The sequence below is a fragment of the Bradyrhizobium sp. SZCCHNR1093 genome (assembly GCF_032381175.1).
GTDB lineage: Bacteria > Pseudomonadota > Alphaproteobacteria > Rhizobiales > Xanthobacteraceae > Bradyrhizobium.
On record NZ_JAUHJJ010000005.1, the window covers coordinates 154,998 to 176,260 of the forward strand.

A 21,263-nucleotide genomic window follows, 5' to 3' on the forward strand; every position below is an offset into this window, starting at 1 on the left:
GCCGCCCCGCAGCGGCGACGCAGGTCATGTCTCCGGCGTTGATGCCGCGCGCCTTGGCCCAGCGCTCCAGGACCTTGCGCTCGTCGCAGCGTGCACAAGCCGAAAAGCCGCCGCGCCCCGCGGCGAACGCCGCTTGGCCCTCCCCTTGCATCGGCCTCTCATGAGCCGGTTCGCAAGATGGAGTTGTCAGATGTCCGACAGCCTGCACACCGTCGTCGTGGCCAGGAAGGCCATCGAGGCGCACAACATGGCGTCATTCGAACTTGTCCCGGCGGACGATCAGCCGCTGCCGGGCTTCACCCCCGGCAGCCATATCGACGTCACCCTTCCCAACGGACTCACACGGCAATATTCGCTGCTGAACAGCGCCGCCGAACGCAATCGCTACTGCATCGGCGTGTGGAAGGATGCCAACAGCCGCGGCGGCTCCAAGGCGCTGCATCTCGATATCAACGAAGGCGACAAGCTGCAGGTCAGCCGCCCACGCAACCGCTTCAAGATCCCGAAGGACACCAAGCGCGCGCTGCTCGTGGCGCGCGGCATCGGCGTCACGCCGATCCTGTCGATCGCGGATACGCTGAAGGCGAAGAACATCCCGTTCGAGCTGCACTACGTGTTCGCGCTGATGTCGCCGGATTCGTTCCGTAGCACCATCGAGGCCTCGGCCTTCGCCGAAGATACGACATACTACAAGGAAGCCACCGAGGACAATCAGCTGCTGAAGGCCGCCGAGCTGCTGGCGGACCGGCCCGACGACACCCAGCTGTTCATCTGCGGCGTCGACTGGTGGATGGATCCGATCGTCGCGCTGGCCAAGCAGAAGGGATTTGCCGAGGAGCGCATCCATGCCGAGCGCTTCACCGCGAAGGCGGCCGCGGCGCTGCTCGACAAGGTGTTCGACGTCACCATCAAGAGCACCGGCGCGACCTTCAAGATCCCCGGCGACAAGACCGTGACCGCGTTCCTCGAGGAGAACGGCGTCAAGATCGCGACCTCCTGCGAGCAGGGCCTATGCGGCACCTGCAAGACCAGGGTCGTCGAGGGCGAGGTCGACCATCGCGACAAGCGCCTGTCGGCGGCGCAACGTGCCGAAGGTTACTTCCTGCCTTGTGTATCGCGCGGCAAGGGCGACCGGCTGGTGCTGGATCTCTAGCACCGTGACGACCGAGACCGATCTGTGGCAGACCGCGTGGATCATCGCGCAACAGCATGGGACCGACGGGCCTGCGTTCGCGGCCCGCATGGCCGACGGCTTCAGGCTCGGCCACAAGATCGCCGCGCATCGGGCGTGGCTGTCGATCGCGGCCAAGGTCGCCGTGCTGATCGACGACAGCGCATCGGGCACCACGCACCGGCATTGATATGTCGAGAAGCGGACAGTTCTGATCGCGCTGTTCGGAATCGGACACGCTGTGTCGGCGTGTCATTCCGGGGCGACGCGCAGCGGCAAGCCCAGAATCCATATCCGCCGGCCGTGGCTCTGAATTCCGGGCCTGCGCCCAACGGGCTCAGAACGACGGGGAAGCAGTTGCGGCTGTTCGGAACGTTTTTTGCTCCGCCTGACGCAGTCACCAAGCGACCGTCCAACATGCGCGAACGCGCAGGTCGCGCCTTGTGAGGAAGCATGTCCGTGTCACAGTCCGGCACGGCGGACGTTCCAGCCGCCGCCGACATCGCGTTGGCCTATCACGCCCGCACCAAGCACAGCCTCAAGCGCTATGCGGCGGGGCCGGAGACGCTGGACTGGGACGCGCAGCCCAATCCGTTCCGCGAGTTCGCCGGCAGCCCGCGCACCGATCTGCCGCTGACCTCGGACCGTCTCGCCGTGAGCTTCGCCGATGCCTGCGACGCCACGGCGCCGGTCCAGCCGTTGACGATCGACGGCGTCGCGCTGCTGCTGGAATTGTCGTTCGGGCTGGCGGCCTGGAAGGAGTACGGCCCGGACCGCTGGGCGTTGCGCTGCAATCCCTCCAGCGGCAATCTGCATCCGACCGAGGCCTATGTCATCGCGGAGAATGTGACAGGGCTCAGCGACGGTCTTCATCACTATGTCAGCCGCGATCACGTGCTGGAGCAACGTTGCCGCCGCGGCAGGCCATCGCATGGCGAGCCGCGGCTTTGGCTCGCGCTGTCCTCGATCCATTGGCGCGAGGCGTGGAAATATGGCGAGCGCGCGTTCCGCTACTGCCAGCTCGACCTCGGACATGCGATCGGCGCCGTCAGCTACGCCGCCGCTGCGCTCGGCTGGTACGCGCGCGTGATCGACGGCATCGACAGTGCGAGACTCGCAGCGCTGATGGGACTCGATCGCGCGGATGATTTCGCCGGCGTCGAGACCGAGAATGCCGATGTGCTGCTCGCGATCGCGCCGCGCGATGCGAGCTCGCGATCGCCTGCCGGTTTGCCATCACTCGCCACGATCGACGACACGTGGAAAGGTCAGGCGAACCGGCTCGATCGCCATCCGCTCTACCGCTGGCCCATCATCCCCGAGGTGAGCGCGGCCACGGCCGGCGCGGCGCAGGATGCGATCTCCACTCCGTGGCGGTGCCCGCCGCTGACGCGGCAATCACAGGCGCGTGCGGCCGAGCTCATTCTCGGTCGTCGCAGCGCGCAACGCTTCGACGCCAGGTTCACGATGGATCTCGCAACGTTGCTTCACCTTCTCGACGCGCTGCTGCCGCGCGCTACGCCGCCATGGACCATCTGGCCGTTCGCGTCGCGGCTGCATCCGCTGCTATTCGTCCATCGCGTCGAGGGGCTCACGCCCGGGCTCTATGCGCTGCCGCGCGGCAGCGAGGCGGAGACCAGCCTGCGGCGCGCGCTGCGTCCCGACTTCGACTGGCAGCCGGTCGAGCGCGTGCCTGATCATCTGCCGTTGTTCCGGCTGCTGCCGACCGACAGCCGCGGCGTGATCCGCACCGCTAGCTGTCACCAGGCGATCGCGGGCGACGGCTGCTTTGCGATGGCGATGCTCGCCGAGTTCACGCCGGCCGTCAGCGACCATCCGTGGCGCTATCGGCAACTGCATTGGGAGGCTGGCCTGATCGGCCACGTGCTCTACCTCGAAGCCGAGGCGGCGGGCCTGCGCGGCACCGGCATCGGCTGCTTCTTCGACGACTCCGTGCACGAGATGCTCGGCGTGGTCGGAGAGCAGTTCCAGGTGCTCTATCACTTCACGGTCGGCCGTCCCCTGACCGATGATCGCATCACGACGCTGGCGGCCTATCCCGGCCGAACGCGCAATGAAGCGGGAGTCCTGCCATGAGACCGCGTATTCCGTTTCAGCGCATCGATGTCGACCACGCAGCCGAGCTGCTGCAGCGCGACGATGTGTTGCGCTTCGACGTCCGCGACACCGCCTCGTTCGACACCGCGCATATGGCCGGCGCGCGGCATCTCACCCAGCGCAATCTCGCCGAGATGATCGCCGGCACGAGCAGGCGCGCGCCGATCCTGATCTACTGCTATCACGGCAACGCCAGCCAGGACTACGCGCAGACCTTCTCCGATTTCGGCTTCACTGAGGTCTATAGCCTCGACGGCGGCTATGAGGCGTGGCGCCAGCGTTGTCCCGCGCGGAGCGGCGCGGCGAACGTCAGTCCGGTCCTGGCGGCGTGGCTCGCCGCCCAGGGCTTTCCCGCTGACGACATCGACGCCATCATCGCCAATCGGACCACGCCGCTGATGAAGGCGGCGCATCTCGGCAATGTCGGCGTCATCCGCGAGCTGCTCTCTGCCGGCGCCGACATCGCCGCCAGGAACGCGGACGGCAATAACGCACTGTGGCTCGCCTGCGTCGGCCGGCATCTCGACGCCATCGACGCGCTGGTCGAGGCCGGCATCGATCTCGACAACAGCAACGACAATGGTGCGACAGCGCTGATGTATGCGTCCTCCTCCGGCAAGGCCGATGTGGTCGCGCATCTCCTGGCCAAGGGCGCGGACATCCGCACCGAGACGCTCGACGGTTTTTCCGCGCTCGACATGGCCGCTTCGCTCGAATGCCTGAACCTGCTGCGGAATGCGGCCAAGGCGGCGGCTTCAAAGGCGCCCGCGCCCGAGGTCCGGCCGTGACCGTCATCGAGCACGATTTCGGCATGCAGCAGCGCCAGGTCGAGCGCCGCTTCCGGACGCTGCTCAGCCTCGATGCGCTGCACGAGGCCAATGTCCACGCCAATCCCATTCCTTATCTGGAACGCGCCAGCGAGCGCATCTACCAGCTCGAGAAGGCGCTGTTCGATGCGCTGCAGGCGGCGACGGCTGCAGCCGACGATCATGGCGAGACGGTGAGCATCGGCAAGGCCGAACATCAGCGCCTGCTGCATTGCTGGGCCATCGTCGAGAGCGCCTATGCGCAGCTCGTCGCCGATCAGCCCGAGACCTGACTGAACGAGGTTGGAGAAAGAGATGAGTGAAGGATTCTTCGTAGACTGGGATGGCAACCTGCGCAGTGCCGCCGATCCCGGCGGCGGATATCTGTGCGACATCGACACTGTCGCGCGCTATGTCGCGGTGACGACCAAGAACGGCACGCTGGTGCACGAGGCGACCTTTTTCAGAACCCGGGCCGATGTCGACAAGGCCGGCATCAAGGCACAGCTTGTGTCGGGTACCCATCCGTGGGGCAAGAAGGCGGATGGGTTCTGAGGGTCCGCCGAACGACATCACGTAGTGAGTGTCATTGCGAGCGAAGCGAAGCAATCCAGGGCTCAGGTAGGATTCTGGATTTCTTCGTCGCTTCGCTCCTCGCAATGACGTTGGAAACCCCATCCGTCAATCCGGGTGGATCATGATCTCCATGGTCTCGTCGAGGTCGTCGAACGGGTCGGGAATATCTTCCACCAGCGCGACGCCGCACAGGCAGACCTCGCCGTCGATGACAGCGAGCGCAATCGGCTCCAGGCTCTGCCCTGCGCAGGCACCGGCGTTGCACAGCCCGGTGTCGATCTCGAACGTTGCGCCATGCCGTCCGCAGCGCAGCAGCGTCCGATCCGGATTGAAGAACTGGCCGCTACCGATGTTCAGCCATTTGCCCTCGTGTGGGCAGCAGTTGACGTAGCCGACAAAGCCACCGGACACAGTGTGGATGATCACGATAGGAAACGGCCGCGCCTCGCCATTGTCGCCGATCCGCGACAGGCTGAACGCCTTGGCTTCACCCGGCGCGATGCCGGCGGTCGGACAGATCACGAAGATTTCCGGCTCACGTTCCGTCATGCGCGGCGCTCCCTGACCGGCGCGACGGAGATACGGGACCGCGATGACGTCTCCTGTCGCAAACCTGACGGCAGCAGCCCGACGTGTCGAGCCACGGCGCATCATTCTCGATCTGTCCCGATCCTTGCATGAAGCATGCCGTAGGCATCGAAGACACGCGCGATGTCGGCTTGGAGACAATGATGGCCGCGATGAAATTCTACATGACGCCGGGATCGTGCTCGACCGGCATCCACATCATTCTGGAAGAGCTCGAGGAGGTGTTCGAGGCCCATATCGTCAACCTGCCGGCCGGCGACAATTTCAAACCGGACTATGTGGCCATCAACCCGAAATCGACGATTCCGGCGCTGGTGCGCAGCGAGGGCAGCGTGCTGACGGAAGTGCCGGCGATTGCCTATTGGCTCGGCCGCTCCAGGCCGCGCGCCAGATTGTGGCCTTCGGATATCGAGACCGAAACGCGGCTGCTCGAAGCCATGAGCTACATTGCCGGAACGGTGCATGGCCACGGCTTCGCGCGCATCTTCGCCACGCCGACCTTCAGCCGCAACGAGGCCGACCAGGAGTCGGTGCGCGCGCTCGGCCGCAACATCGTCGTGAAGGGCTTTGCGATCCTGAACAAGATGCTCGACGGGCAGTCCTATCTCGGCGGCGAATTCTCGGTCGCCGATCCGATCCTGTTCTATGTCGAGTTCTGGGCCGACAAGACCGGCATTGCGCTGCCGGCCAACCTGCTCGCGCACTACCGCCGCATGCTCGCGCGCCCGGTCGTGCAGCGGGTGCTGCGCGAGGAAGGGTACAATCCGGCGACCTTGGGGCAGGCCAGCCAGTTGTAGCCGATCTACTCCGCGGCCTCCGGCAGCAGCTCGTGGTCGCCAAGATCGATGCCGCGGAAGATGGCGCAGCGGCGGAAGACCTCGATGGTCGGGCGGACGCTCTTGTGGTGGCAATATTTGGCGACCAGCTTTGCCAGCCCCTTGATGTCGCGGCCTGACGCGCCCGGGAACGTGTCCACCAGCAGCTCCACCAAGCCGGCATCGACGTTCAAGCCGAACTGCGCGCACATCACCCGCCAGATCCGGCCGCGCGCTTGCGCGTCCGGCGCCTGGAACTTGATCAGCGCGATGCAGCGCGACACGATCGCTTCATCGATGTCGTCGATGCGATTGGTGGTCAGGAACAAGAGCCCGTTGAAATATTCCAGCACACGCAGGAATACGCCGACGACGGCATTCATCGTCATGTCGTCCTCGCGCCGCTTGATGTAGACGTCGGCCTCGTCGATCAGCATGACCGCGCCCCAACGCTGCGCGCGCGTCAGCGCATCCTTCAGCGCACTCTCCATCGCCGCGACGTTCAGCCCGAGCTGACCGGAATGCACGCGGTACAGCGGCCGGCCGATGATCTCGGCGTAGACCTCCGCCGTCAGCGTCTTGCCGACGCCGGGCGGCCCCGCGCACAGCACGGTGGTGCCGCCGGACTTGCCGGCGACGATGTCGTCCATCAAGAGGTCCATCTCGGCAGTGAGGATGTCGATCAGGTCGGTCTGCTCCTCCGGCAGCACCAGCTTCTGCTTGAGCTCGGGCTGATAGGCGTAGGGCACCATGTCGTCGGCATGCACCCAGAGATAATGGTGCAGGTCGAGATGGAACATCAGCATATAGGGATGGACGGGAATGCGGCAGAAGATGCCCTTCGGGATCGCCGCCCTGGATTCTTCGACCTCCTGCTCGGCGTCATAGAGATTGCTCTTGGCAGCCTTGCGCAGGTACTGCCCGAGTATGTCGCCCGTGACCTCGAGCGTCAGCGCCCGCTCGGTGAGAATGCCTTCGTCGTTGACGAGCCGCGCGCTGCCGCCGCCGGACGACAGCACGATCACGTCCTTGCGCGACCAGTCCATGTCGCGATGCGAGGAGTTCGGATCATCGGCGAAGAAGCCGATGCCGCGGCCGGAGAACTGCGCTCCGTAGCGGCCGCGCCAGGCGAAATAGCGCTCGGCCGTCTCGTCATAGGCGGATATCAGCTCGGGTGTTTCCTTGAGGAAGCCCTTGGCGGCGAAGATTTCGGCGACCGTCCTGCCGACGATGTCGCCGGCGGAGATGCGCAGAGTGGACGTGGTGATCGCGCCCTTGGCGTTGGCCTTGAGCTCGATGAAGACGCGGCCGGCCTCGTCATTCGACGGTGCGGTGTAGTCGAGTCGCGTCACGACATAGGGCAGCGGCCGGCTGGCGACGTTGGCCGTGAACATCCAGCCGCGGATGGCGTCCGAGATCAGGTAGCGCGCAATCGCCGGCAGCACCGATTCCAGTTCGTGCTCGGAGAAGCGGGCGCCGGAATCGGCAAAGGCGCGCTGGAGAGTGGCGATCTGCGCCGCACGGGCGTGCCATTCGGGACCGGCCTTCTGGTAGCTGTCGCGCAGGAAGTCGAGCTCGGCGGTCGCGAGTTGCGCCATATTGACCTCGACCTTGTCGCCGAAACGCAGCTGCTCCGTCAACGAGGCCAGACGCGGGAAGGCCGCCGCCATCGCCAGGATGGTCGGACGTTCGATCTGCAGCTTCATCGGTCGCACCTCGACGCTGTCGGACTCACGACGACATTCTCGTCGGCGTGCGCATCACATCTTCCGCCTTTGCCAGCAGCAGGCGGTTGGCGGCGAGCGAGAACTCCTGCCAGGCGGCGGCGATGTCGCGCAGGATCGTCTGCACGTAGTCCTTCGACGGCTTGTGCTCGAACGGAAAGTTCGACAGCGCGCAGGAGGTGCGATTGAAGGCTATGGCATCGTCGAGCAGCGACTGCATGACATCGCGGAACGGTTTCTGGATCTCCGGCATCAGGGCGGAGCGCCCGCGTTCGACGGCGACGTCGCGCATGTCGAAGGTCAGTGCGTCCAGCACCTGCAGCGCCGCCGCGAACACCCCCTCGGTGGCTCCGAGAACAGCGAGCTGGGTCAGTTGCTCGCGCTGCTGCGTAGCGAGGCTGCGGTTGAGCCGCTGCCGATAATCGTCGAACGCGGCATCACGCTGCGCGGCGACCCAGGCGCCGAACCAGGCGAGGCTCGCTGCGTTGCCCGACAGCCCGTCGCCGATCGCCACGGCCGGCCGCGGCCCGGCGATCTCGCCCATGCTCCGGGCCATCGCACGCTCGATGCGCTTGGCGGCGTTCAGGGCACCTTCGAGATAACCGGCCGCGTGGCTTGCGGTCTCGGCGCCACCGAGGTGCAGCCGCCCGTCCCATAGCGCCCGCCGCAGCATCGGATTGGCGATCTCGCTGTGCTCGCCGCGCGGCGTGGTGCGATCCAATGCGCCGCAGGTGAAGCGCTCGGCCGCCCAGTCCTGATAGTGCTGCTCGCCGCCTTCCAGCGCGGAGCCGAACAGCTGCACCATCTGGCTGTCCATCAGCAGCGGCAGCCCGACACTGAAGGTCGCGCGCAGATCGGGCGAGAAGGCGAGGAAGCCGCCGAGCGCAGCACGGTCGCCGCCGGCATCGCAGGCGTCGAAGATCTCGCCGATCACGGCCTGCTCGTGGCTGACGAACGCATTGCCGGACCGCCCCTGGTCGCGCCAATGCGCCTGGTCGTAGGCGATCACGACCTTGGCCTGCGCCGCCATCCAGGTCTCGGCACCGCGCATCGCATCGAAGGTCGCGTCGTCCAGCTCGGGAAAGAAGCCGACGTGATCGATCAGCAGCCGCGGCGGCAGCGCGAGCACGGCGCGCTTGGCCTCGATCGCGACCGATTCCGTTGATGTGGCAAAGATCAGCCGCACATGCGTGCCGCAATCGACGATGCGCACCAGCTCATGGCCGAGATGGATGAAGGGCTGCGGCAGATCACGCGCCAGCGCCTCGACCAGCTTCGTCATGCCGCCGGAGAGCCGGCGCGCGCCCTGGTGGACCGGCGGCCCGCCGATCTGCTCGGCCGACTTGTCCGCCTCCTTCAGATGAAGAACCGTGCCGTCATCGTGCTGGGCAAAGTCGGACAGGCCGAGCTCCGCGATCAGGCCGGTCAGCAGCGGCTGGGTGTCCGGCCAGAACCAGGTCGGGCCGAGGTCCAGCGCAAGCCCCGCCTTGCTCCTGACCGACAGCACACGTCCGCCCAGGCGATGTCGGGCTTCGAACAAAGCGAACGTGCTGCCGCGCTGCTGCAGGCTGCGCGCGAGTGCCATTCCGCACAATCCACCTCCGACAATGGCCGTTTCGAGCATGGCAGGACCTCGGCTGATGCGTTGCGATCGCGTCTCGACCGGGTCCTGCAAGAAGCTTGCAAGTTTTTGCGCACCAGTGGATGTGCGTTTCCAAACATTGCTTGATTTTCGCACCGGCTTGGCTCACGCCATCACAATGAGCGACGAGCGCGAGATCCTGGCCGCCAATGCGGCCTTCTATGCTGCCTTCACGGCCGGCGATTTCGCGGCACTCGTTGCCCTCTGGGCCGATCGCGACGGCATCTCCTGCATTCATCCGGGCTGGCCGGCGATCGTTGGCCGCGCCGCCGTGATCGGCAGCTGGCGCGACATCCTCGCCAACCCAGGCCGGCCGAACATCGTCTGCGCGGACCCGCACGCGATCGCCGACGGCGATCATGGCCACGTGCTCTGCATCGAGCTGGTGGACGGCGCGGCGCTCGCGGCGGCCAATCACTTCGCCCGCATCGACGGCGCCTGGCGGATGATCCACCACCAATCCAGCCCGATCGCGCAGCTCGCGACGCCGGAACACGACGCCGACGGCCATCGTCTCCACTGATCGCCGCATCTGGCACGAAATTTGATCTACCCTCCCTGACCGGCAGCAATGTCGGGGATTGTTGATTTTCGTCGCGTCGGATTCGGGTCGAATGTCCGTCTCCGCGCAAGGCGATCTGCGCAGGCTGAGACCAGCAACGTGCAGATGCCGACGGGAGGCAGGGATGGCACGCGTTCTGACCGCCTATCTGAAACGCAGCGATGTGCCGACGCGCACAGCGTTGCAGCACGCCATCGACCTCGCGCTCGGACAGGCGCAGGGAGCACTGGTATGAACATCGCGGCTCCACTTCAGCCGACGGCGATCCATGCCGTGCCTGCCGAGCTCTGCGACTGCGGCTTCCGCCTGCTGATGATCCGCCAGTTCAATGTCGGCGCGGTGCCGCCGGCCTTCGCCATCATCGATCAGCGCGTCATGCGCATGCCGCAGCGGCTCGGCCGCCATGGCGTGTCGTTTGCCGCCACGTTCCTGCCCGAGGTGATGTCATGGCTGATCGATCATCTCGGCCGGCCATCGCTGCATGATGAGACCGGCCGCTCCTACCGCAATCCGCGCTGGCCTGTCGTGTGCTGGCATGACCAGGAACGCTACTGGCCGAGCGGCGCCGTCACGGTCGAGTGGTTCGCCGAGGTTGCCTTCCAGGATCACGCATCATGGATGGCATTCCGCACCCATTGGCACGAAAGCCTGACGGGCCGGAATGCCGGCGCAGACGCGACCGATGGAGAAGCAGAGCAGCGCGACGCGTACGATGCGGAAAAGGAATTTGCCGGCGAGGCGCTTCAGCAGGCATGATCTGCCAAAGTGATGCGGAGCCGTGCCGGGCTCTGTTCGATGCCGGTCGAGGCATGATATCAAGGACGTAATCAATCCGCGCGGAGACTCTCATGCGCTACGTCTCATGGTTCGGAGGCTGGCTCGGTCATTTGCTGCCGCAAGGGCGCGCTGACAGCCGTCTCAAAGCGCACGACATCCTCACCCGGCGCCCGGCCGCCGAGTTGTCCAATGAGGACCTGTTCTACATCGCGATGCTCGGCCCTCACGTCTGAGTGGGACCAGATCCCTCGCCCATCGCGCCGCCCATCGGCGGCCTCCCGCCTCGATACGACACGAGCCCGACATGACTGACATTGCGCGCTTCCGCGACTTCGTCGCCGATACGGCACGCCTCGTCGCAAGCACGACAAACGAGCCGGAGCTGCTCGCCGCGCTCGCACCGAAACTGAAGGAGCTGGTCGCGCATGACGACTGGCTGCCTCAGGCCTTTGCGGTCGCCGACGGCGGCCGCTACCGACAATATCTGCTGTATGCCGATCCGCTCGATCGGTTCTCCATCGTGAGCTTCGTGTGGGGCCCCGGCCAGGGCACGCCGGTGCACGACCATCGCGTCTGGGGCCTCGTCGGCGTGCTGCGCGGCGAGGAACTCTCGGTCAGCTATGCGCGGCAGCCGGACGGCACGTTGCGCGAGGCTGCGCCGGAGCGGCTGCGGGCTGGACAAACGGCCGCGGTATCGCCACACATTGGCGACATCCACGCGATCTCCAACGGTCTGGCGGACCGCTCCTCGATCAGCATCCACGTCTATGGCGGCAATATCGGCCGCATCCGCCGCACGGTGTACGATGCGGAGACCAGCGCCGCCCGAGACTTCATTTCCGGATATTCGAATGACACCGTCCCCAACCTCTGGCCCGACCGCACCGCCGCCTGACGGTCTCCGCATCATCACACCGACCGAGTTGCGGCGGCGCTGGCGCGCCGGCGAGGAGGTGGCACTGCTCGACGTCCGCGAGGAAGGCCCCTATTCGCTGTCGCACCCGTTCTTCGCGGTGTCGCTGCCACTGTCGCAGATCGAGCTGCGCATCCTCGACCTCGTGCCGCGTCTGAATGTAGCCGTCGTCGTTTATGATGATGGCGAAGGCTATGCCGCCCGCGCGGTGCCGCGCATTCATGCACTGGGCTACACCGACGTCGCGATGCTCGCTGGCGGGCTGTCGGGCTATGCGCGCCATGGCGAGGTGTTCCGGGACGTCAACGTGCCGAGCAAGGCGTTCGGCGAATTGGTCGAGGCCATCCGGCACACGCCGTCGCTGTCGGCCGACGACGCCAAGGCGCTGATCGAGCGCGAGTCGAACCTGGTCGTGCTCGATGCCCGCCGCTTCGAGGAATATCGCACCATGAGCATTCCGCGCGGGGTCAGCGTCCCCGGCGGCGAGCTGGCGTTTCGGGCGCGCGAGGTCGCGCCGTCGCCCGACACCACGATCATCGTCAACTGCGCCGGACGCACGCGCTCGATCATCGGCACGCAGTCGCTGATCAATGCCGGGCTGCCGAACAAGATCTATGCGTTGCGCAACGGCACGATCGGCTGGACACTTGCCGGCCATCAGGTCGAGCGCGGCAAGACCGCGCGCGTCCTGGAGCGGCCACGGACGAGCTACGCGACCGCGCTGGCTGATGCCAAGGCCTGGGCCGAGCGCGTCGGCGTCGGCGTGCTCGATGCCGCGACATTCGCGCGCCATCAGGCCGAAGCCGGGGTGCGCACGCTGTATTGCCTCGACGTCCGCACGCCCGAGGAACATGCCGCCGGCCATCCGACCGGCTTCGCGTCGGCACCGGGCGGCCAGCTGGTGCAGGCGACCGACGAGTGGGTGGGCGTGCGCGGCGCCCGTCTGGTGCTGTTCGACGATGACGGCGTGCGCGCACGCATGACGGCGTCATGGCTGAAGCAGATGGGCTGGGACGTGGCGGTCGTGGGACCGGATGTCGTTGGAGCGACCGAAACGGAAATCCGCGCCGCACGCCGACCGCCGCTGCCGCAGCTTGGCGACGCGGCAATCAGCGCCGAGCAACTCGCGGCCGATCCCGCTGCGTGGACGATCGTCGATCTCACGCGCAGTCCGAGCTACAAGGCCGGACACATTCCGGGCGCACATTTCGTGCTGGCGTCGCGCTTTGCGGATGATCTCGCCAAGCTGCCCGGCGACGGTCCGATCGTGCTGACCAGCAACGACGGCAGCGAAGCCGCGTTTGCGCTTGCGGATGCACGTGCCGCGACGACGCGTGAGCTCCGAGTGCTCACCGGCGGCACGCGCGCCTGGACGGCTGCCGGGCATGTGCTGGAGAGCGATCGGTCCTCATGGATCTCGCTTGCCGACGACGTCTACAAGCGTCCCTATGAGGGCACCGACAACGCCGCCGAAGCGATGCAGGCCTATATCGACTGGGAGCTGCAACTCGTCGCTCAGCTCGCCAATGACAGCGTGTCGAATTTCCACGTGGTGTAGTTCTGGTGAATGCGCAGGGTGGGCAAAGCCGCATTCGCGACGCGAATGCCGCGTGCCCACCGCTTTCACGCGGGTCGCGAGACGTGGTGGGCAGGCGCCGCCTTCGGCGTCGCTTTGCTCCCTAGGTCGTTACAGCTTCACCGGGAGCTGCGCGCCGAACTCAACGGCGCTGGTTGTAGACGTCGATGCAGACGGCGCCGAGCAGCACCAGGCCCTTGATGACCTGCTGATAGTCGATGCCGACGCCGAGAATGGACATGCCGTTATTCATCACGCCCATGATCATGGCGCCGATGACAGCGCCGCCGACCCGTCCGACGCCGCCATAGGCCGAGGCACCGCCGATGAAGCAGGCCGCGATGACGTCGAGCTCGAAGCCGAGGCCGGCCTTCGGCGTCGCGGTGTTGAGCCGGGCGGCGAAGATCAGGCCGGCCAGCGCCGCCAGCACACCCATGTTGACGAAGGTCATGAACACGAGCCGCTCGGTCTTGATGCCCGACAGCTTGGCGGCCTTGGCGTTGCCGCCGACCGCATAGATCTGCCGGCCGACCACGGTGCGGCGCGTCATGAAGCCGTACAGCGCGATCAGCGCGGTCATGATGACCAGCACGTTGGGCAGGCCGCGATGCGAGGCGATCAGATAGGTGAAATACATCAGTGCGCCGGCCAGCACGACGTTCTTGGCAGCGAAGAAGCCGAACGGCTCGACCTCGATGCCGTGCTCCACCTCGCGCGCACGGCCCTTGACGCTGGCATAGACCAGAATGAGCGTCAGCACCGCGCCGATCGCGAGCGACGTGGGATAAAGATGCGCCGCGCTCGGCATGAACTCAGGGATGAAGCCGGACGACAGCTTCTGGAACGTACCCGGGAACGGCCCGACCGATTGCCCCTGCAGCAGCGCCAGCGCCAGGCCCTTGAACACCAGCATGCCCGCCAAGGTGACGATGAATGACGGAATGCCGAAATAGGCCACCCAATAACCCTGCGCGGCGCCGATCGCGGCGCCGACGATCAGGCAGGCGATGATCGCAAGCGGGAAGTCGACGTGATAGCGCACCATCAGCACGGCGGCGACGGCGCCGACGAAGCCCGCAACCGAGCCGACCGACAAATCGATGTGCCCGGTCACGATCACCAGCAGCATGCCCAGCGCCATGATGACGATATAGCTGTTCTGCAGCACCAGGTTGGTGAGGTTGAGCGGCTGCAGCAGGGTGCCGTCGGTCATGAACTGGAAGAACAGCATGATCACGAACAGCGACAGCAGCATGCCGTAGCTGCGCAGATTGTTCTTCAGGAAGCCGCTATGCGACTTCTCCTCCGGGAGCGAAACCGTCTTGTCGGTCATTGCTGGCGTCCTCCCGACCGCTTACGCGGCCGTCTCCTGGTTCTTGATGGTTTCATTACGCATGATGGCGCGCATGATCTTTTCCTGCGTCGCCTCCGGCCCGGCGAACTCGCCGACGAAGGCGCCGTCATTCATCACGCAGATGCGGTCGCAGATTCCGAGCAGCTCCGGCATCTCCGATGAGATCACGACAACACCCCGGCCGGCATCCGCGAGCTCCTGGATGATACAGTAAATCTCATACTTTGCGCCAACGTCGATGCCCCGCGTCGGCTCGTCGAGGATCAAGACCTTGGGATCGGTCATCAGCCATTTCGACAGCACGACCTTCTGCTGGTTGCCGCCGGAGAGCTGGCTGGCCTCCTGATAGACGTCGGAGCAGCGGATCCGCATCCGGCCGCGGTAGCCGGACGCCGCCTTGAGCTCGGCGATGTCGTCGATCACGCCGTTCGGCGCGACCTGCGCGAGGCTCGCCAGCGTGATGTTCTTGCGCACGTCGTCGGCCAGAATCAGGCCGAGCTGCTTGCGGTCCTCGGTGACATAGGCGAGGCCAGCGTCGATCGCGGCCGGTACGCTGTTGAGAGTGACGTCGTGGCCTTCGAGGCGGGCGCGGCCCGTGATGTTGACGCCCCAGGAGCGGCCGAACAGGCTCATGGCGAATTCGGTGCGCCCCGCGCCCATCAGGCCGGCGATGCCGACGATCTCGCCACGGCGCACCTGGAAATCGACGTTCTTGATTACCTGGCGGTCGGTATGCTGCGGATGGTAGACTGACCAGTTCTCGACCGTGAACACGGGCTCGCCGATCTTCGGCTGCCGCTCAGGGAAGCGGTGCGCCATGTCGCGATTGACCATGCTCTTGATGATCCGGTCCTCCAGGACCGGCTCGGCGCGGCAATCGATGCTGTCGACGCTGCGTCCGTCGCGCAGCACCGTGATGCGATCGGCGACGCGGGCCACCTCGTTCAGCTTGTGCGTGATCAGGATCGACGAGATGCCCTGCTCGCGGAAGGTGACGAGGCGGTCGAGCAGCGCCTGGCTGTCGGCCTCGTTCAGGCTCGCCGTCGGCTCGTCCAGGATCAAGAGCTTGACGCGCTTGGACAGCGCCTTGGCGATCTCGACCAATTGCTGCTTGCCGACGCCGAGATCGGTGATCAGCGTATCCGGCGATTCCTTCAATCCCACCTGAGCCAGCAATTGCTGGGTGCGCCGGTAGACCTCGTCGCGATCGATGACGCCAAAGCGTGACGGCGCATGCGACAGGAAGATGTTCTCGGCGATCGACATCAGCGGAATCAGCGCGAGCTCCTGGTGGATAATGATGATGCCGAGCGCCTCGGAATCGTTGATGTCACGGAAGCGCCGCTCCTCGCCTTCGAAAATGATCTGGCCCTCATAGCGGCCGTAGGGATAGACGCCGCTCAGCACCTTCATCAGGGTCGACTTGCCGGCGCCATTCTCGCCGACGAGGGCGTGGATCTCGCCCGCCGCGACCGTAAAGCTGACGTCGCGGAGCGCCTGCACGCCCACGAAGCTCTTGCTGACGCTGCGCATCTCGAGGATTGCCGTCATCGCGCTGTATCCCGCAACACTTGAAGTCGTTGAGATAAGAGGAGCCGGCGAGCGCATGGCCGCGCTCGCCGGCCATGAGATCACTCGACCTGCGACTTTTTGTAGTAGCCGCCTTCGATCAGGACCTTCTCCCAGTTGCTCTTGTCGACCACGACCGGCTTGAGCAGATAGGCCGGGACGACCTTGACGCCGTTGTTGTAGGTCTTGGTGTCGTTGACCTTGACTTCCTTGCCGCTCAGCGAAGCATCGACCATGTCGGCGGTCACCTTGGCGAGGTCGCGGGTGTCCTTGAAGATGGTCGAGTACTGGTCGCCGCGCAGGATCGCCTTGACCGACGGCACCTCGGCGTCCTGGCCGGAGATGACCGGCATCGGCTGGTTGCCGCTGCCATAGCCGACGCCCTTCAAGGACGAGATGATGCCGATCGAGAGGCCGTCATAGGGCGACAGCACCGCATCGACACGCTTGTTGCCGTAATAGGCGCTGAGCAAGTTGTCCATGCGGGCCTGGGCGGTGGCACCGTCCCAGCGCAGGGTCGCAACCTTGTCCATGCCCTTCTGGCCGGAGGCGACCACGAGCTTGCCGGAGTCGAGATAGGGCTGCAGCACCGACATGGCGCCATTGTAGAAGAAGTAGGCGTTGTTGTCGTCCGGCGAGCCGCCGAACAGCTCGATGTTGAACGGCCCCTTGCCGTCCTTCAGCCCGAGCTTGTCCACGATCGACTGCGCCTGCAGCACGCCGACCTGGAAGTTGTCGAAGGTCGCGTAGTAGTCGAGGTTCGGCGTGTCGCGGATCAGGCGGTCATAGGCGATCACGGTGATGCCCTTGGCCTTGGCCTGCTTCAGCACGTCCGACAGCGTGGTGCCGTCGATCGCGGCGATCACCAGCACCTTGGCGCCCTTGGTCACCATGTTCTCGATCTGCGAGAGCTGGTTCGGAATATCGTCCTCGGCATATTGCAGGTCGGTGGTGTAGCCGCGCTCCTTCAGCACCTTCACGATGTTGTTGCCGTCGTCGATCCAGCGCGCCGAGGATTTGGTCGGCATCGCGATGCCGACGGTCCCCTTGCTCTGGGCCAGTGCGGCGCTGGACAGCGCGATCGCGCCGAGGCCGGCCAGGGCGGCGGCCATGATGGTCTTCATTCTCGACATGTCTTCACTCCCTTTGGATTTTCGAATTTGGACAAGAGATACCCGATTGCGTATCTTGATACCAGTTAGCTGTTAGGCTGAACGACGCTTGACTGATTGTTCCTCCTCTCAGATCGACAGCTTGACGTCGGGCTCGGCGCGACCGTGAGCGCCGACGTCAAGAAGGAAAGTCTGGCCATGGCCGGGGTCGGCCGCCTTGGCCGGCTCGTCCATGTCCTGCCAGGCCGACGTGACCAGCAAGCGCGACAGATCGGGACCGACGAAGGCCGGGCAGCTCGCCTGGCTGGCTGGCACCGCGATGCAGCGCAGATGCTCGCCCTGCGGGCTGTAGACGTCGACGCAACCACCGCCCCAGCGGGCGTTCCAGATCCGCCCCTCCGCGTCGGCGACGGCGCCATCGAGGCCGCCGGGACCGGCATGGCGCAGCAGCACCTCCGGCGCGCCGCGCGGCAGGCCCGTCTCCGGGTCGAGCGCGACACGGTAGAGGACGTTCTCATCCGTATCGGCGAAATAGCCGATCGCGCCATCCGGCGAGAAGCAGATCGCGTTGGGAATGGTGACGTTGGGGAACAACCGGATGATCTCGCCGCGATGCAGCGCATAGATCGAGCCCAGGCCGCATTCGGCGTTGCGGCCCATGGTGCCGATCCAGAACGTGCCGGAGGGATGGACCCGCGAATCGTTCGACCGCGTCGCCTGATTGTCGGCTTCGAGCGGCAGATGCAGCGACAGCGCGCCGTCGGCGACGCTGCGGATGTAGAGTCCGTCCTCGGCCACGATCAGCTGCCTGTCGGCATCGATGCGGCCGAGCGCGCTCGCCATCCTGCCGAGCCCGTGGCGGCGGACTTCGCCGCTGCCGATCTTGGCCTCGAACAGCAGGCCCTCCCGAATGTCGAACCACCAGGCGGTGTCGGTGTGGGGATCGTAGGTCGGCCCCTCGCCGAGATGGCAGCGCTCGTCGCAGAGGATCGTGGTCGGCACCTGCTCGATCATCTGGGCGCTCCCGCGGTTGAGAAGCGATACACGGTCTCGTGCTCATAGACGTCGTCGGGCCCAAGGCGCGCGCTTGGAAAATCCGGACGGTTCGGACTGTCAGGCCAGACCTGCGGCTCCAGGCAGAGCGCGTCGGATTGACGATAGACACGCCCCTTGCCGCTCACGGTCCCGTCAAGATAGTTGCCTGAATAGACCTGCAAGCCAGGCTGATCGGTGAGCAACTCCATGATCCGCCCGGAGCGCGGCGACTCGAGCCGGGCCGCGAAACGCACGCCAGAGCCGTCGCGCAGACAGAAATTATGATCATAGCCGCGGCCACATTTGATCTGCGCATCGTCGGCACGGATGCGCGCACCAATGGGATGCGCGTCGCGGAAATCGAAAGGCGTCCCCACGACGGAATGCGGCGGCCCCGCCAGCGGGATCGCAGTCTCGTCGATCGCGAGATAGTGGTCGGCTTCGACTGTCAAACGATGATCGAGAATGCCGGTGCCGGCGGCCAGGCCGTCGAGATTGAAGAAGCTGTGGTTGGTCAGGTTGACGATCGTCGTCCGGGTCGTCCGGGCGCTGAAGCTGACGGCCAACTCCGTCGGTCCCGTCAGCTGATAGGTGACACGGACGTCGAGCCGCCCCGGATAGTTGGCCTCGCCGTCGGGACTGACATAGAGCATCGTGACCGAGGGCTGGGCGCCGTCTTCGGTGGCGACGATCTGCCAGAGCTTGCGGTCGAAGCCGTCGGGGCCGCCATGCAATGCATGCGCACCATTATTGGCGTCGAGGCGCAGGTCCTGACCGTCGAGCGAAAAGCGCGCCTTGGCAATACGGTTGGCGTAGCGTCCGACCGTTGCACCGAAAAATTTCCGGAGCTTGAGGTAGCTCAGCAGGTCGTCGTGGCCGAGCACGACGTCGTCGACGCGGCCCTGCGCATCCGGCACCAGCAGCGCCTGCAGCGCCGCGCCGTAAGTGATGATCCGCGCCTCGAAACCGTGAGCGCCACGCAAGGTGACGCGCTCGACCTCGCGGCCGTCCGGCAGCGTGCCGAAGACATCCCGGGTGATCCGTGCCTGCTCCGCCATGGCGTCAGTCCTCGAACGGCTCGACGACGTGGCGGCGACCGAGCAGGAAAGCGTCAGCCACCAGCCGCAGCGGCGTCAGATCGACGTCGCTCGCACCGGTCCTTGTGAGTTCGACGAAGCGACGGTAGAGGCCGGGATACTCCCGCTCCCTTTCGTCGACCATCGGCTGGTCGTCCGCGGTCATCCGCGCGCCGCCCAGCGACAGCTTCAACTGGCCTGCGTCGGTCTCGATCCGGATGTCCCAGCTCTGCGGCCCGGTCTGGCGGAAGTCGAACTCGGCCGCGATCGGCAGGTCGCTCGCCGTCGACAGTGACAGGTTGGCCGCGATCGGAGCCTGGCGGTTGGACGGGAACGACAGTTCCGCCTCGGTCACGAACACCGGCTCTGGCAGAATGCGGGTCAGGATCGACAGCGCGTTGATTCCGGGATCGAACACCCCTAACCCGCCCGGCTCCCAGATCCAGCCCTGCCCCGGATGCCAGACGCGCACGTCCTCCTTCCAGTCAATCCGCACGCTGCGAATCTGGCGGGAAGACAGCCACGCGCGCGCCGGCTCGACGGCGGGCGCGTAACGTGAATGCCAGGTCGCGAACAGCGTGCGCCGCTTCGCGGCGGCAAGCGCGACCAGCGGATCGAGCTCGCTGACGGCGGCGCCCGGCGGCTTCTCCAGCATCACATGCTTGCCGGCTTCCAGCGCGGCGAGCGCCTGCGCACGGCGCACCTGCGGCGGGGTGCACAGCGCGACCGCGTCGATCTCGGGTCCGTCGCGCAGCAGCTCCTCGATCGTGCCGAAATGCGGCAGGCCGGGCAGCGAGGCATTGCGACTCGCCACTGCCGTCAACGTCACGCCCTCGGTGGCGGCGATCGCCGGCACGTGCTGATCCCTGGCGATCTTGCCGAAGCCCACGATGGCGACACGAAGCTCGCGCATCTCTAGCGTCCCCAGCGCAGCACGACTGGGTCGAGCCGGCGCGCGATCTCGATCAGTCCCTTCTGGGTCGCCGGATGAATTGGCGGCTGCGGGCTGCGCAAGGTGTCGTGGCGGATCACGCCGCCCGCCTTCATCAGTATCTTGCAGGTGGCAAGCCCGCACTGCCGGTTCTCGTAGTTGATCAGCGGCAGCCAGCGCTCATAGGCCGCCGCCGCGGCCTCGCGGTCGCCCGCGAAATACGGATCGATGATCTTACGAATGCCGTCGGGATAGCCGCCGCCGGTCATCGCGCCGGTGGCGCCCGCGTCGAGATCGGCCATCAGGGTGATTGCCTCCTCGCCGTCCCACGGACCTTCGATCGCCGTGCCGCCTGCCTCGATCAGCGCGCGCAACTTGTCGGCCGCGCGCGGCACCTCGATCTTGAAATAAGCGAGGTTCTCGATCTCCTTGGCCATGCGCGCCAAGAACGGCACCGATAGCGGCGTGCCGGCGACCGGCGCGTCCTGCACCATGATCGGGATCGAGATCGCGTCCGACACGCCGCGATAGAACTCGTAGATCGAGCTATCAGGCACGCGGAAGGTGGCGCCGTGATAGGGCGGCATCACCATGACCATGGCCGCGCCCTTCTCCTGCGCGCGGCGCGAGCGCTCGGCGCAGACAAAGGTCGAGAAATGCGTCGTGGTGACGATGATCGGCACGCGGCCGGCGACATGATCCAGCACCGTGGTCATCACCAGATCGCGCTCGTCATCGGTCAGCACGAACTGCTCGGAGAAATTGGCGAGGATGCAGATGCCGTGCGAGCCGGCATCGATCATGAAGTCGATCGCGCGCTTCTGGCCCTCGAGATCGAGGCGGCCGTCAGCGTCGAAGATGGTCGGCGCGACCGGGAAGACGCCCTTGTAGAGCTTTTTGGCGGAAGCGGTCATGCGG

General features: G+C 65.8%; 22 protein-coding genes. 12 read left to right on the forward strand and 10 right to left on the reverse strand.

What is annotated here, in order from left to right; genetic code table 11:
- Window positions 1–190: 190 nt before the first annotated feature.
- The 6 genes from QX070_RS18595 to QX070_RS18620 all read left to right on the forward strand — a co-directional run bounded on the left by QX070_RS18595 (window position 191) and on the right by QX070_RS18620 (window position 4,650).
- Window positions 191–1,153, forward strand: a complete 963-nt coding sequence (locus tag QX070_RS18595; protein WP_315738446.1) for a PDR/VanB family oxidoreductase — start codon at window positions 191–193, stop codon at window positions 1,151–1,153.
- Between the two features lie 4 nt (window positions 1,154–1,157).
- A complete protein-coding gene (locus QX070_RS18600) occupies window positions 1,158–1,361 on the forward strand; it encodes a hypothetical protein (protein WP_315738447.1) in 204 nt (67 codons plus the stop codon).
- A 263-nt stretch (window positions 1,362–1,624) separates the two neighbouring features.
- Complete coding sequence (locus QX070_RS18605; protein ID WP_315738448.1) at window positions 1,625–3,268, forward strand: nitroreductase family protein; 1,644 nt, start codon at window positions 1,625–1,627, stop codon at window positions 3,266–3,268.
- Window positions 3,269–3,333: 65 nt separating this feature from the next.
- Complete coding sequence (locus QX070_RS18610) at window positions 3,334–4,077, forward strand: ankyrin repeat domain-containing protein (RefSeq protein WP_315738725.1); 744 nt, start codon at window positions 3,334–3,336, stop codon at window positions 4,075–4,077.
- Window positions 4,074–4,388: a hypothetical protein gene (locus tag QX070_RS18615; protein ID WP_315738449.1), complete on the forward strand. Its 315-nt coding sequence runs from the start codon at window positions 4,074–4,076 to the stop codon at window positions 4,386–4,388. The genes QX070_RS18610 and QX070_RS18615 overlap by 4 nt, the downstream gene beginning before the upstream one ends.
- Before the next feature lie 22 nt (window positions 4,389–4,410).
- Window positions 4,411–4,650, forward strand: coding sequence for a hypothetical protein (locus QX070_RS18620; RefSeq protein WP_315738450.1), 240 nt, complete (start codon window positions 4,411–4,413; stop codon window positions 4,648–4,650).
- A 126-nt stretch (window positions 4,651–4,776) separates the two neighbouring features.
- On the opposite strand, the gene QX070_RS18625 is transcribed toward QX070_RS18620, so the two are convergent.
- On the reverse strand, window positions 4,777–5,220 hold the full coding sequence (locus tag QX070_RS18625) for a Rieske (2Fe-2S) protein (protein WP_315738451.1): 444 nt from the start codon (window positions 5,218–5,220) through the stop codon (window positions 4,777–4,779).
- A gap of 191 nt (window positions 5,221–5,411) precedes the next feature.
- Between QX070_RS18625 and QX070_RS18630 the strand changes: the two genes are divergently transcribed.
- Window positions 5,412–6,056, forward strand: a complete 645-nt coding sequence (locus QX070_RS18630; protein ID WP_315738726.1) for a glutathione S-transferase family protein — start codon at window positions 5,412–5,414, stop codon at window positions 6,054–6,056.
- Between the two features lie 5 nt (window positions 6,057–6,061).
- Here QX070_RS18630 and QX070_RS18635 read toward each other — a convergent pair whose 3' ends face one another.
- The gene (locus QX070_RS18635; RefSeq protein ID WP_315738452.1) at window positions 6,062–7,780 is read right to left on the reverse strand and encodes an ATP-binding protein; all 1,719 of its coding nucleotides are present in this window, start codon (window positions 7,778–7,780) and stop codon (window positions 6,062–6,064) included.
- A gap of 25 nt (window positions 7,781–7,805) precedes the next feature.
- Window positions 7,806–9,422: a flavin monoamine oxidase family protein gene (locus QX070_RS18640; protein WP_315738453.1), complete on the reverse strand. Its 1,617-nt coding sequence runs from the start codon at window positions 9,420–9,422 to the stop codon at window positions 7,806–7,808.
- Window positions 9,423–9,558: 136 nt separating this feature from the next.
- On the opposite strand from QX070_RS18640, the gene QX070_RS18645 reads away from it, so the two are divergent.
- The 5 genes from QX070_RS18645 (at window position 9,559) to QX070_RS18665 (ending at window position 13,250) form a co-directional block, all read left to right on the forward strand.
- Entirely contained in the window at window positions 9,559–9,963 is a 405-nt protein-coding gene (locus QX070_RS18645; protein ID WP_315738454.1) for a nuclear transport factor 2 family protein, read from the forward strand.
- A 276-nt stretch (window positions 9,964–10,239) separates the two neighbouring features.
- Window positions 10,240–10,758 carry a hypothetical protein gene (locus tag QX070_RS18650; protein WP_315738727.1) on the forward strand — a complete coding sequence of 173 codons (519 nt, stop codon included), beginning with the start codon at window positions 10,240–10,242 and terminating at the stop codon, window positions 10,756–10,758.
- Window positions 10,759–10,850: 92 nt separating this feature from the next.
- The gene (locus tag QX070_RS18655) at window positions 10,851–11,012 is read left to right on the forward strand and encodes a hypothetical protein (protein WP_315738455.1); all 162 of its coding nucleotides are present in this window, start codon (window positions 10,851–10,853) and stop codon (window positions 11,010–11,012) included.
- A 71-nt stretch (window positions 11,013–11,083) separates the two neighbouring features.
- Window positions 11,084–11,674: a cysteine dioxygenase gene (locus QX070_RS18660; protein WP_315738456.1), complete on the forward strand. Its 591-nt coding sequence runs from the start codon at window positions 11,084–11,086 to the stop codon at window positions 11,672–11,674.
- Window positions 11,631–13,250, forward strand: a complete 1,620-nt coding sequence (locus QX070_RS18665) for a rhodanese-like domain-containing protein (protein ID WP_315738457.1) — start codon at window positions 11,631–11,633, stop codon at window positions 13,248–13,250. Before QX070_RS18660 ends, QX070_RS18665 begins: the two co-directional genes overlap by 44 nt.
- A 160-nt stretch (window positions 13,251–13,410) precedes the next feature.
- Here the strand turns inward: QX070_RS18665 and mmsB are convergent, their stop codons facing one another.
- From mmsB to QX070_RS18700, 7 genes are all read right to left on the reverse strand, one after another.
- Window positions 13,411–14,601 carry a multiple monosaccharide ABC transporter permease gene (mmsB, locus tag QX070_RS18670; protein ID WP_315738458.1) on the reverse strand — a complete coding sequence of 397 codons (1,191 nt, stop codon included), beginning with the start codon at window positions 14,599–14,601 and terminating at the stop codon, window positions 13,411–13,413.
- 21 nt (window positions 14,602–14,622) lie between these two features.
- On the reverse strand, window positions 14,623–16,173 hold the full coding sequence (mmsA, locus tag QX070_RS18675; RefSeq protein ID WP_315738459.1) for a multiple monosaccharide ABC transporter ATP-binding protein: 1,551 nt from the start codon (window positions 16,171–16,173) through the stop codon (window positions 14,623–14,625).
- Between the two features lie 80 nt (window positions 16,174–16,253).
- Entirely contained in the window at window positions 16,254–17,324 is a 1,071-nt protein-coding gene (gene chvE, locus QX070_RS18680; protein WP_315738460.1) for a multiple monosaccharide ABC transporter substrate-binding protein, read from the reverse strand.
- 108 nt (window positions 17,325–17,432) lie between these two features.
- Entirely contained in the window at window positions 17,433–18,317 is an 885-nt protein-coding gene (locus QX070_RS18685; RefSeq protein ID WP_315738461.1) for an SMP-30/gluconolactonase/LRE family protein, read from the reverse strand.
- The gene (locus QX070_RS18690; RefSeq protein ID WP_315738462.1) at window positions 18,314–19,396 is read right to left on the reverse strand and encodes an aldose epimerase family protein; all 1,083 of its coding nucleotides are present in this window, start codon (window positions 19,394–19,396) and stop codon (window positions 18,314–18,316) included. The genes QX070_RS18685 and QX070_RS18690 overlap by 4 nt, the downstream gene beginning before the upstream one ends.
- A 4-nt stretch (window positions 19,397–19,400) precedes the next feature.
- The gene (locus QX070_RS18695) at window positions 19,401–20,327 is read right to left on the reverse strand and encodes a Gfo/Idh/MocA family oxidoreductase (RefSeq protein WP_315738463.1); all 927 of its coding nucleotides are present in this window, start codon (window positions 20,325–20,327) and stop codon (window positions 19,401–19,403) included.
- Between the two features lie 2 nt (window positions 20,328–20,329).
- On the reverse strand, window positions 20,330–21,259 hold the full coding sequence (locus QX070_RS18700; RefSeq protein ID WP_315738464.1) for a dihydrodipicolinate synthase family protein: 930 nt from the start codon (window positions 21,257–21,259) through the stop codon (window positions 20,330–20,332).
- Between the last annotated feature and the right edge of the window lie 4 nt (window positions 21,260–21,263).